Origin of the sequence: Microbacterium sp. BF1, assembly GCF_019279095.1 — a bacterium.
Taxonomy (GTDB): domain Bacteria; phylum Actinomycetota; class Actinomycetes; order Actinomycetales; family Microbacteriaceae; genus Microbacterium; species Microbacterium maritypicum.
In genome coordinates, this window is the sequence record NZ_JAGYWT010000023.1 from 1 (window position 1) to 11,591 (window position 11,591).

Genomic DNA, 11,591 nt, shown 5'->3' on the forward strand with positions numbered 1-11,591 from the left:
CCCCTCGGGTGGAGAGCTGCTCCGCGCACCAGTAGCCGATGCCCGCGTTCGCTCCGGTGACCAGCACCGTGCGTCCGAGCAGGTCTCCGGGTGGTGGGGGAGCGGCATCCATCTCCCCAACCTAGGTGCAGGTCGCGCTGCTCGCCTCAGCGGTCGCTCTCGTGCTGGTCGTCGTCTTCGAGGAGCATGCCGACCGAGGTCGCGCAGGCGTCGCCCTTCCACGCCTCGATGCCCTCGCGTACCGCGAACGCGGCGATCACGAGCCCGGCGACCGCATCGGCCTACCACCATCCGAGCAGGGAGTTGGCGACCAGGCCGACCAGCACCGCGGCGGAGAGATACGCGCAGAGGAGCGTCTGCTTCGAGTCGGCGACCGCCGTGGCCGAGCCGAGCTCGCGACCCGCGCGGCGCTCGGCGAACGACAGGAAGGGCATGACGACGACGCTCGCGGCGGTCAGGAGGATGCCGATCGTGCTGTGCTCCGGGCGTTCTGCGGTGACGAGAGCCGTTACGGACGTCGTCGTCACGTAGATCGCGAGGGCGAAGAATGCCACGGCGATCACGCGCAGCGTCGGCTTCTCCCAGCGCGCGGGATCGCGGCGGGTGAACTGCCAGGCGACGGCGGCCGCGGAGAGGACCTCGATCGTCGAGTCGAGGCCGAAACCGATGAGCGCTGCCGACGACGCGACGGATCCCGCACCGATCGCGATGACCGCCTCGATCAGGTTGTAGCCGATGGTGACGCCGACGATCAGACGGATGCGGCGGTGCAGGATTTCGCGTCGCGATGCGGTGGACGTGGTCATCAGCAGGTGCAGCCGTCGCCCGCGCAGCAGTCCGGCTCGACGATGAGCATGACGCGCATGAGCATGTCGAGGGCCGGTGCGAGGTGGCGGTCCGCGAGCCGATACCTGCTGCGTCGGCCGTCGGGGACGCTCTCGACGAGTCCGCATCCGCGCAGGCACGCGAGGTGGTTCGACATCGCCTGGCGTGAGACGCCGAGGGCGTCGGCGAGGTCGGCGGGATAGCGGGGCGCTTCGCGCAGTGCGAGCAGAACTCCGGCGCGGGTGGGATCCGAGAGCGCGTGCCCGAGTCGGGCGACGGCGGCCGTGTGGGTGAGCGAGGCGAGAGCGGTGGTCACGCACCCCACTGTACAGAAAAGGCTGAATTCAAGAAGCCTTGAATTCAGCTCTTCCGTGACAGATCAGCGGATGGCGTACACCGCGCTTCCGACGATGACGGCGACGACGGTGGTCCATCCGATGATCGCCACCGCCTGCCAGAACAGGATGCGCGCCCTGCCGATGCCGGACGCGGCGAGCATCGTCGCGGTGAACTGCGTCGGCAGCAGGAGCGGTCCGAGCAGGCTGACCCCCGGCACGCCGTAGCGTTCGAAAGCCCGCTGGAACTTCTCGCGTCGGGCGCTTCCACGGCCCGTGTCCGAGACCTCCGCGACCGGCTCCTCGACCGTGCCCCCGCCGGCACCGGCGAGCGCTGCGGTCTTGGCGCGCGAACGGTTCACGACGGCCTGGCGCGCTCCCGAGCTCACCAGCACCACCACCAGGACGCAGAGGAAGTTGCCCACGATCGCGGCGATCGCGGCGATCACCGGGGAGATGCCGCCGAGAATGCCGATGCTCACCGCGCCCTCGCCCTCGATGAAGGGGACCGCGCCGGCGAGGGCGACGATGAGCGGCTGCACGAGCTCGGGGACCTGAGCCACCAGGTTCTGGAAGTTCTCGATGAGGTTCATGGGATGCTCCCGGTTGTCGGTGCGAACGGAGTCTCCGCCGCGATGACTCCAGTCCAGCCGAGCACGCCCTTCCGCGGCAGTGTCGGCCCGTCACCGCTTCCCGGGCGGATCGCACGACGAGACCGTGACAACTGTCACGGCTCTATCGTGGGAGCGTGACCCGCGTTCCCTCTACCCTCGCCGCCGCACCCGCGCCAGGCTCCCGTCAGCTCGCGCGTGGCATCACCGCGACCTGGTGGTACACGGTGTCGGCCGTGCTGTTCATCGAGCTGATGCTCGTCGGAGCGTGGACGGGCATCGCCGCCGCGGTCGATCTGAGCGGAGGCATCCTGCTGTTCATCGGTCTCGGTGGTCTGCTCTGGTGCGCGTCGACGCTGATGCTGCTCCTGGACTATCGCCACCGCCTCGATGCGGAACCCGGGGTCGCCTGGGGTCGGCTGGCTGTGCCGTTCGTCGTCGCGTTGGGCTACGGAGTGACGGCTGGTCTCCTCGTCGGCAGCTGGCAACTCGCCGCCATGCCGGTGGTGCAGTTCTTCGTCCTGCTGAGCTGGCCTCGCGGCGTGCGGGTGCGGGTCGTCGCCGCGGCGACCTTCCTCCTGATCGCGCTCGCCCTGGTCGATTCGGCGACGAGCGGGGTGGGCATCCGGCTTCCCTGGTGGATGCCGGTCATCTACGGGGCGATGCTGCCCGGAATGAGCGTGAGCTCGCTGTGGTGGTGGGATGTGCTGGTGACCCTCGACCGCGCAAGGGCGTCCGAGGCCCGGCTCGCCGCGACCCAGGAGCGCCTGCGCGTGGCGACCGATGTGCACGACCTGCAAGGGCACCATCTCCAGGTCGTCGCGTTGCAGCTGGAACTCGCCGAGCGTCTGCTGCCGGACGACCCGGAGGCGGGGATGCAGCAGCTTCACGCGGCGCGGATCAGCGTCGACGAGGCACGCCAGGGCACCAGAGACCTCGCGATGCGGTTCCGCTCTGTCCCGCTCGGAGACGAGCTGGCTAACGCCCGTGATCTGCTGACCGCGGCCGGACTGCAGGTGGATGCCGCGATCGATGCGGATGCCGATGCGGCGCCGGCGTCCGCTCTCGGACCCGTCATCCGGGAGACGACCACGAACGTCCTGCGGCACGGCGGCGGGGTGCATGCGCGCCTCGTGCTGACCCGGACGGCCGATGCGTGGCGCTACGAGATCGCGAACGACGTGGCGGTCGGCGCCGAGATCGAACATGACGGCTCGGGTCTCGAGGGCGTGCGGCGGCGGATCGAGGAGGCGCACGGCTCCCTCGACGTGCGGCGCGATGCCGATGAGTTCGTCGTGGCAGTGACCGTGCCCTCGACCTCGGAGGAGGCGCGATGATCCGGGTGCTACTCGCCGATGACGAAGGGATGATCCGCTCGGCCCTCGCGGCCCTGCTGCGGCTGGAGCCCGACATCGACGTCGTCGCAGAGTGCGCCGACGGTGAGCAGGCGGTCGCCGAGGCGCTCCGGCTGCAGCCCGACGTGTGTCTGCTCGACCTGGAGATGCCGGGCCTCGACGGCGTGCAGGTGGCCGAGAAGGTGAACAGGGCGATCGCGACGCGTTGCGTGGTCGTCACCCGCCATGCGCGTCCGGGGGTGCTGCGCCGTGCCTTGGCCTCCGGGGTGGCAGGCTTCCTGCCGAAGTCTCGCGGAGCGGACGAGGTCGCAGCGGTCATCCGCCGCGTCGCGGCAGGAGCCCGCTACGTCGATCCGGAGATCGCTGCGGACGCTCTGAGCGATGAGCGCTCGCCTTTGACGGATCGCGAGCTCGACGTGCTGCGGGCGGGCCGTCGCGGAGAGACGACCGGGCAGATCGCGCGGGCACTCTCGCTCGCTCCCGGGACCGTCCGCAACCACATCTCCGTCATCCTCGGGAAGCTCTCGGTCGGCACGCGTCAGCAGGCCGTGCTCATCGCCGAGGAACGCGGCTGGATCTGACGGCCCATAGGCTGACGGACATGGGAACAATATGCGCTGCGCCCATGATGGGGCGCACCTTCGTCGTACGCGACCGCCGCGCCTGACGGCGCGCTCGCTCTTCGCACGCATCTGCGCGCCGTCCACCGAGATGTCATCGCACCTCGGGACGGGCAGTCCTCACTGACGCTCTCCGCGTCCTCCCTCCTTCGGGGTGCTCCGATTCTTCTTCTGGAGCGCACTCATGCCTCGTTCAATCCATGGCGGCCGTCACGAACTCGGCCAGAACTTCCTCACCCACCGTCCGACCCTCGCCCGCCTCTCCACCCTCGTCGGTTGCACCTCCGGTTAGATCCTGGAACTGGGCTGCGGTGACGGCGCGCTGACCCGCGCACTCGCGCAACTGGGCAGGCCGCTCACCGCGATCGACGTCGACGAGCACCGCGTGCACCGACTGCGCAGGGCGCTGCCCGGAGTGCGCGTCGAGGTCGCCGATGCCACGCGGCACCCGTTCGATGCCGAGGTCGTCGTCGGCAACATCCCCTTCCATCTGACGACGCCGATCCTGCGGCGGCTGCTGTCGAGCGGGTATTGGAATGACGCGGTACTCCTGACGCAGTGGGAGGTGGCGCGCAAGCGGGCAGGCGTCGGCGGCGGCACGATGATGACGGCGCAGTCGGCGCCGTGGTTCGAGTTCTCCCTCGAGGGTCGGGTGCCGGCGTGGGGGTTCTCGCCGCAGCCGAGCGTGGACGGCGGTCTGCTCGCGATCACCCGTCGTGGTTCACCCCTCGTGCCGGACGCCGACCGACGGGCGTACGACGCGTTCGTCCGGGCCATGTTCACGGGGCGCGGAGGCGGTCTCCCCGCGATCGTGGCGACAGCCGCTCGCCTCCCGATGCCGCGGGCGCGACGTGCGGTGGCGGACTCCGGCGCGGGGGAGCGTCGCCTTCCGCGCGATCTCCGTCCGCAGGACTGGGCAGCGCTCTGGCATCAGGTCGCTCGAGGGTGACACAGCTGTCGGGGGTCGGGAGTCGGAGGTAGCCTCGACGCATGTCGGCCTTCGGAACGCTCTCGACTCCCGTCGGTGTCATCGGCGTGGTCAGCGACGGTGCGGCGATCACCCGCGTCATGTGGCGGTCGACTCCGCCCGAGGGCGTAGTCGTCCCGCAGGACCCCGCCGTCGATCCCCTGCTCGCCGAAGCGCTGGGGCAGCTCACCGCCTACTTCGACGGCACACTGCGTCGCTTCGACGTTCCCATCGATCTCGGCGAGCAGACCGCGGCGACGAGGGCGGTGCTCACGGCCCTCCACGAGACAGTCGGGCAGGGGGAGACGATCACCTACGGCGGGCTCGCGGCGCGCAGCGGCACGGAGGTGCCGGCCAGGGGCATCGGATCGATCATGGGCGCTAATCCCGTTCCGCTGATCGTCCCCTGCCATCGGGTCGTCGCGGGCGACGGGCTCGGCGGATACTCCGGCGGTGACGAGGGGCGGGGACTCGAGACCAAGCGCTGGCTGCTCGAGCATGAGGGGGCTCTGCCGGCGTCTCTGTTCTGAGCCGACGCCGGGCTTCCGTCATCGCGTCATTTCTGGTGCGAACACCCTGCGAGAATGGACGGGCCGAGTCCCGAGCCGAGGAGCCAACGTGCAGTTCATCTCCACCCGCGGCGGCATGCAGCCGCAGTCGTTCAGCGAGACGCTGCTGGAGGGCCTCGCGCCCGACGGCGGCCTGGCTGTGCCCGAGGTCATGCCGACCGTCGACGGCGAGACGCTCGAGCGCTGGCGTGCGCTGACCTACCCGCAGCTCGCGACCGAGGTGCTCGGCCTGTTCGCGACCGACATCCCGCGCGCGGACCTGGCGCGGATGACGGATGCGGCCTACGCCGACTTCCCCGACGGTGTGGTGCCGCTGCGGGCGATCGATGATGATCTGACTCTGGTCGGGCTCTCCGAAGGCCCCACCCTGGCGTTCAAGGACATGGCCATGCAGTTCCTCGGCCAGGTGCTCGAATACACGCTGGAGCGCAACGACTCCGTGCTCAACATCCTCGGTGCCACCTCGGGAGACACCGGCTCGGCGGCCGAGCACGCCCTGCGCGGCAAGGAGCGGGTCGCCGTGTTCATGCTGTCGCCGCAGGGGCGCATGAGCGCATTCCAGCGGGCGCAGATGTTCTCGCTCGATGACGCGAACGTGCACAACATCGCGGTCGAGGGGGTCTTCGATGACTGCCAGAACCTGGTCAAGAAGCTCGCGGGAGACCTCGACTTCAAGCGTGCGCAGCACCTCGGCGCGGTGAACTCGATCAACCTGGCGCGCATCACGGCGCAGACCGTCTACTACTTCTGGGCCTGGCTGCGCGCCACAGATGCCGGCGGCTGGACCGAACTGTCGTTCACCGTGCCCTCCGGGAACTTCGGCAACATCCTCTCCGGGTTCTTCGCCAAGCAGATGGGGCTGCCGATCCGTCGCCTCGTGCTCGCCGCGAACGAGAACAACGTGCTGGACGAGTTCTTCCGCACCGGCGTCTACCGCCCGCGCAGCGCCGCCCAGACGCTCGCGACCTCCAGCCCCTCGATGGACATCTCCAAGGCATCGAACCTCGAGCGCTTCATCTTCGAGTTGGTCGACCGTGATCCTGCCCGCGTCGTCGGCGCCTGGGACGACCTCGAGGCACAGGGCCACTTCGACTTCTCCTCCGAGCAGGAGCGCTTCCTCGAGGAGTTCGGCATCGTCAGCGGCACGTCGACCCACGAGGACCGACTGGCGACCATCCGCTCGGTGTACGAGACGACCGGTGAGGTCATCGACCCGCACACGGCCGACGGCGTCAAGGTCGCGCGCGAGTATGTCGAGCCCGGCGTGCCGATGCTGGTGCTCGAGACCGCCAAGCCGGAGAAGTTCGCCGAGACCATCCACGAGGCCATCGGCGTCGAGCTCGGCTATGCGCCGGAGCTGCAGGAGATGCTCGATGCCCCGCAGCATATGACCGAGATGGCCGACGACGAGCACGCGCTCCGCGCCTTCATCCAGGCGAACGCGCTGCACTGATTCCGCGGTCGCCAGACCCACGCTTCGAATCGAGACCCACTCCCGCCGGCGTCGGCGGGAGTGGGTCTCGTCGTTGACGCGAGGTCTCGCCCGGTCGCGGAAGCGGTGCGGATGTGCGATCAGCACATCCGATGGCGATCCTCGTGCGATATGCACATGTCGGCTGTGTGGGAAGCGTCGCTACTGTGGCGCACAACCCGTTCCCTCCTCCCGAAGGATCCTCATGGCACGCACGGCGCACGCAGACGACTTCGCGCTCTCCCGAGTGACTCCCGAGGCCCGAAAGCCCTGGTTCGGAATCGCCGTGCAGCGATTCGGACAGGTCTCGGCCCTCTCGCAGTTCCTCCTCGGCGCGACCCTCGGCTACAGCATGACTTTCGGCGAGGCCGTCCTCGCCTTCCTCTTCGGTTCGCTCATCCTCGAGGTGATCATGTGCGTGGTCGGGTTCATCGGGCAGCGGGAGGGGCTCAACACCGCGCTCTTGGCGCGCTGGACCGGCTTCGGTGAGATCGGAGCCTCGCTGGTCGGGCTCGCGATCGGCATCAGCCTGATCGGCTGGTTCGGAATCCAGTCGGCGATCTCCGCGCAGTCGCTGGACGCCCTCATGCCCGGTGCGCTGCCCGTGTGGGCCTGGAGCCTCATCTTCGGCCTCGCGGTCACCGCGATCGTGGCCTTCGGATTCGTCGGGATGCAGTGGCTCGCGAACATCACCGTGCCGCTGTTCCTGATCCTGGTCGGTTGGTCGGTCATCGCCGAGCTGAGCCGGCACGACATCGGTGAGCTGCTCACGGGGCCCGCGCCCGGTCCGACCATGAGCGTGTGGGCTGGAACCGGCATCGTCGCCGGCGGCCTCATCGTCGGTGCGATCATCACGGGTGACATGACCCGCTTCAACCGCTCACGCGCCGACGTCGTCAAGCAGACCGTGCTCGGTGTCTCGCTCGGCGAATTCGTGATCGGACTCGCCGGCGTACTGTTGGCCCACGCTGCCGCCACCGGAGACATCGTCGCGATCGTCACGTCGTCGGTCGGCTTCATCGGCTTGTTCATCGTGCTCACCGGCACGCTGAAGATCAACGACTGGAACCTGTACTCCTCGACCTTGGGCCTGGTGAACTTCATCTCCACCGCATTCGGCAAGAACCTGCACCGCGTCACCACGACGATCGTGCTGGGCGTCGTCGGATCCATCCTCGCCGCGGTCGGCATCCTCGGACAGTTCACCGAGTTCCTGATCGTGCTGAGTGTCGCGTTCCCGCCGATCGCCGGCATCATGGTCGCCGAGTACTACGTGGTACGCCGCTGGCGTCCTGATCTGGACGCCACCCGCGAGGCCGGCACTCTCCCGGCGACCGCGCCGCGCATCGTCCCCGCGACGATCGTCGTCTGGCTGGTCTCCGCGCTGGTCGGCTACTTCGTCACCTGGGGCATCCCATCGCTGCTCAGCCTCTTCCTGTCGATGGTGCTGTACATCGTGGCAGGAAAGCTCGGCTGGGTCCGCGGCGTCGGAGTGGCGACGACGCGGCAGGCGACCCCGGTCGAACAAGCAGCGACGGCCTGAGCCGCCCGAGACAGACATCCCTCCCAGGAAAGCGAGAATCATGCACATCGGTATCGACGTCGGCGGCACCAACACCGACGCAGTCCTCATGGACGGCACCCGCACTCTGGCGGGGGTGAAGCACTCGACCACCCCCGACGTCACCAGCGGCATCATCCAGGCGATCGAGGATCTGCGCACCGGACACTCCTTCGAGGGCGCAGACATCGATGCCGTCATGATCGGCACGACGCACTTCATCAACGCGCTCGTGCAGGCGCGCCGGCTCGCACCCGTCGCCGCTCTGCGGCTCGGCTTGCCCGCAACGCGGGCTCTGCCTCCTCTGATCGACTGGCCCGAGGTGCTCGTCGAGGCCACACAGGCTCGCAGCTACCTCGCGCACGGCGGCTATGAGTTCGACGGCCGGCCGATCTCGCCCCTCGACCCCGAGGAGATCCGGGCGCACGCCGAGGACATGAAGGTGCATGGCATCCGCTCGGTCGCCATCTCCTCGGTCTTCAGCCCGGTCAACCACGACCTCGAGGTGCGGGCGGCGGAGATCGTCGCCGAGGTGCTGGGGGCGGATGCCGCCATCTCGCTGTCCCACGAGATCGGACGCATCGGGCTCCTCGAGCGCGAGAACGCGACGATCATCAACGCCGCGCTGCGTGAACTCGCGTCCGAGATCGTCGACGGGCTCACCTCGGCCGTGCGCGCCCAGGGCATCGAGGCGCCGATCTTCCTCAGCCAGAACGACGGCACGCTCATGGACGAGGAGTACGTACGCCGTTACCCGGTTGCGACCTTCGCCTCGGGGCCGACGAACTCGATGCGCGGTGCCGCCGCCACGAGCGGCCTCGACGATTGCGCCGTGATCGACGTGGGTGGCACCACGGCCGACATCGGCCTGCTGATCAACGGCTTCCCGCGTGAGACGGCGAACGAGGTGAAGGTCGCGGGCATCCGCACGAACTTCCGGATGCCTGATGTGCTCTCGCTCGGCATCGGCGGCGGCAGCATCGTCGATGAGGAGACGGCCGAGGTCGGGCCGGCATCCGTCGGCTACAAGCTGAACACGGAGGCTCTGGTCTTCGGCGGATCGACCCTGACCGCCACCGACATCGCGGTCGCGGCCGGACGCGCACAGGTGGGAGATGCGAGCAGGGTCGCACACCTCGACCCGGTGTTCGTCGAGCGCGTGCTCGCCCGCATCGCTGAGCGCGTGTCCGAAGCCGTCGACCGCATGCGGACCTCGCCCGAGCCCATCGCGGTGGTCGCGGTCGGCGGCGGCTCCATCCTGCTCCCGGATGAGCTGCCGTTGTTCGGGACCGTACACCGCCCTGAGAACTATGCGGTCGCGAATGCCATCGGCGCATCGATCGCGCAGGTCGGCGGAGAGATCGACAAGGTCTACGCGATCGAACCCGGCCGTCGCGAGGAGACGATCGCCGAGGTGCGGGCAGAAGCCGTCGACAAGGCGATCGCGGCCGGCGCCGAGCCCTCGACCGTGTCGATCATCGACTTCGACGAGGTGCCGATCCCCTACCTTCCCGGCAACGCGACGCGCATCCGCGTGAAGGCCGTCGGCGACCTCGACATGGGAGCGTGACATGAGCTGGACCATCACTCCCGCCCACATCGACGGGCTCGCGCGCGGCGCGGCCGTCCTCGGCACCGGTGGGGGAGGAGACCCGTACATCGGTGCGCTCCTGGCCCGTCAGGCACTCGTCTCCGGCGACGTCACGGTCGTCGGCCTCGATGAGGTGCCCGATGACGCACTCGTGCTGTTCGTCGCGATGATGGGCGCACCGACCGTCATGGTCGAGAAGCTGCCGAGCCTCGCGGAGGTGGTCGAACCGGTCAAGGCCCTCGGCATCCACCTCGGGCGCCCCGTCACCCACATCGCGTGCGCAGAGGTGGGCGGTGTGAATTCGACCATACCGATCGCCGCCGCCGCAGCGCTGGGGCTGCCCCTGATCGATGCCGACGGCATGGGGCGCGCGTTCCCCGAGCTGCAGATGGTGCTCCCGACCCTGTACGGCGTGACCGCATCGCCACTCGCGTTCAGCGACGAGAAGGGGAACACCGGAGTGCTACAGACGGTCGACAACTCATGGACCGAGCGCATCGCCCGTGTCGCCTGCGTCGAGATGGGCTGTTCGGTCATGATCTCCGGATTCTCGATGTCGGGCGCCGCGGCGCGCGAGTCGATGGTCTCGGGGTCGCTCTCGCGCTGTATCGAGATCGGTCAGCGCATCGCTGCGGCCCGGGATGCGAAGACGGACCCGGTCGCGGGGGTGGTCGACCTCCTCGGCGGGCGCGAGCTGTTCGACGGAAAGGTCGTCGACGTGCACCGTGCCACCACGACCGGCTTCGCTCGCGGACGTGCGCGTATCGACGGCGACGACGGTGCGAGGCTGACTCTGCAGTTCCAAAACGAGCATCTGGTGGCGGAAGCCGACGGGGAGGTCCTCGCGACCACTCCCGACCTGATCATGGTGCTCGACGGCGAATCCGGCGAGCCGATCACGACCGAGGCCCTGCGCTACGGGCAGCGGGTGCGGGTGATCGCAGCCCCCGCCGACGAGCGCTGGCACTCGGACGCGGCGCTGGCGATGGTCGGCCCCGGCTACTTCGGATACGACATGGCGGCGCATCGCTTCGACGGCAGCGTCTCCGCGGGGACCGTCCGGACGGGAGTCGCGGTATGAGCTGGCAGCTCACGGCCGCTGACCTCCCCGACCTCGCTCGCGGTGCGACGCTGCTCGGCACGGGCGGCGGAGGCGATCCCTATATCGGCAAGATGCTGGTCGAGCGTGTGCTGGGGGAGGGGAGCATCACGATCCTCGACCCGGACGAGCTCCCCGACGACCTGTTCGTGATCCCGACGGCTCAGATGGGCGCCCCCACCGTGATGGTCGAGAAGATCCCCGCCGGCACGGAGCCCACCCTGGCTCTGCGCACACTCGAGGAGCACCTCGGGCGGACGGCGGATGCGACGATGCCGATCGAGTGCGGCGGGATCAACTCGATGATCCCGCTCATCGTCGCGGCCGAGACCGGGCTGCCGGTGGTGGATGCCGACGGCATGGGGCGCGCCTTCCCCGAACTGTCGATGGAGACCTTCGCCGTCTACGGCGTGCATGGCTCGCCTCTCGCGCTCGCCGGAGAACGGGGCGAGAAGGTCGTCATCGACACCGGCGACGACGACCGCCAGATGGAGTGGCTCGCCCGGGCTGTCACCATCCGCCTCGGCGGCGTCGGACACATCGCCGAGTACGCGATGACCGGAGCAGACGTGCGGCGCACGGCCGTG

At 69.1% G+C, this 11,591-nt stretch carries 10 protein-coding genes and 2 pseudogenes; 9 read left to right on the forward strand and 3 right to left on the reverse strand.

Annotated features, from left to right (window positions below):
- Positions 1–146 precede the first annotated feature (146 nt).
- The 3 genes and pseudogenes from KZA10_RS01660 to KZA10_RS01670 form a co-directional block, all read right to left on the reverse strand.
- Positions 147–806 (reverse strand): annotated as a pseudogene (locus KZA10_RS01660) (cation diffusion facilitator family transporter).
- Entirely contained in the window at positions 806–1,141 is a 336-nt protein-coding gene (locus KZA10_RS01665; RefSeq protein WP_218682003.1) for a helix-turn-helix transcriptional regulator, read from the reverse strand. Before KZA10_RS01665 ends, KZA10_RS01660 begins: the two are co-directional and overlap by 1 nt.
- A gap of 63 nt (positions 1,142–1,204) precedes the next feature.
- Positions 1,205–1,753, reverse strand: a complete 549-nt coding sequence (locus tag KZA10_RS01670; protein ID WP_017828076.1) for a hypothetical protein — start codon at positions 1,751–1,753, stop codon at positions 1,205–1,207.
- A 155-nt stretch (positions 1,754–1,908) separates the two neighbouring features.
- Here KZA10_RS01670 and KZA10_RS01675 point away from each other — a divergent pair, with 155 nt between their 5' ends.
- From KZA10_RS01675 to KZA10_RS01715, 9 genes and pseudogenes are all read left to right on the forward strand, one after another.
- Positions 1,909–3,108: a histidine kinase gene (locus KZA10_RS01675; protein WP_218682004.1), complete on the forward strand. Its 1,200-nt coding sequence runs from the start codon at positions 1,909–1,911 to the stop codon at positions 3,106–3,108.
- A complete protein-coding gene (locus tag KZA10_RS01680) occupies positions 3,105–3,707 on the forward strand; it encodes a response regulator transcription factor (protein ID WP_218682005.1) in 603 nt (200 codons plus the stop codon). The genes KZA10_RS01675 and KZA10_RS01680 overlap by 4 nt, the downstream gene beginning before the upstream one ends.
- Before the next feature lie 223 nt (positions 3,708–3,930).
- A pseudogene (locus KZA10_RS01685) lies at positions 3,931–4,695 on the forward strand (rRNA adenine dimethyltransferase family protein).
- A 41-nt stretch (positions 4,696–4,736) separates the two neighbouring features.
- Positions 4,737–5,243, forward strand: coding sequence for a methylated-DNA--[protein]-cysteine S-methyltransferase (locus KZA10_RS01690; protein ID WP_218682006.1), 507 nt, complete (start codon positions 4,737–4,739; stop codon positions 5,241–5,243).
- Between the two features lie 88 nt (positions 5,244–5,331).
- Positions 5,332–6,735 (forward strand): threonine synthase, encoded by a 1,404-nt coding sequence (gene thrC / locus KZA10_RS01695; RefSeq protein WP_218682007.1) that lies wholly within the window; start codon positions 5,332–5,334, stop codon positions 6,733–6,735.
- 223 nt (positions 6,736–6,958) lie between these two features.
- Entirely contained in the window at positions 6,959–8,296 is a 1,338-nt protein-coding gene (locus KZA10_RS01700) for a cytosine permease (RefSeq protein ID WP_218682008.1), read from the forward strand.
- A gap of 40 nt (positions 8,297–8,336) precedes the next feature.
- On the forward strand, positions 8,337–9,884 hold the full coding sequence (locus KZA10_RS01705) for a hydantoinase/oxoprolinase N-terminal domain-containing protein (RefSeq protein ID WP_218682009.1): 1,548 nt from the start codon (positions 8,337–8,339) through the stop codon (positions 9,882–9,884).
- 1 nt (position 9,885) lies between these two features.
- A complete protein-coding gene (locus KZA10_RS01710) occupies positions 9,886–10,986 on the forward strand; it encodes a DUF917 domain-containing protein (protein WP_141386886.1) in 1,101 nt (366 codons plus the stop codon).
- Positions 10,983–11,591 (forward strand): DUF917 domain-containing protein (locus KZA10_RS01715; RefSeq protein WP_218682010.1); only part of this gene is annotated, 609 nt, incomplete at its 3' end. The genes KZA10_RS01710 and KZA10_RS01715, both read left to right, overlap by 4 nt.

Bases quoted from the DNA above. Each gene is read 5' to 3' on its own strand.
- KZA10_RS01705 (WP_218682009.1), top strand. From the start codon at position 8,337: ATGCACATCGGTATCGACGTCGGCGGCACCAACACCGACGCAGTCCTC.
- KZA10_RS01700 (WP_218682008.1), top strand. From the start codon at position 6,959: ATGGCACGCACGGCGCACGCAGACGACTTCGCGCTCTCCCGAGTGACT.
- KZA10_RS01670 (WP_017828076.1), bottom strand. From the start codon at position 1,753: ATGAACCTCATCGAGAACTTCCAGAACCTGGTGGCTCAGGTCCCCGAG.
- KZA10_RS01680 (WP_218682005.1), top strand. From the start codon at position 3,105: ATGATCCGGGTGCTACTCGCCGATGACGAAGGGATGATCCGCTCGGCC.
- KZA10_RS01710 (WP_141386886.1), top strand. From the start codon at position 9,886: ATGAGCTGGACCATCACTCCCGCCCACATCGACGGGCTCGCGCGCGGC.
- KZA10_RS01690 (WP_218682006.1), top strand. From the start codon at position 4,737: ATGTCGGCCTTCGGAACGCTCTCGACTCCCGTCGGTGTCATCGGCGTG.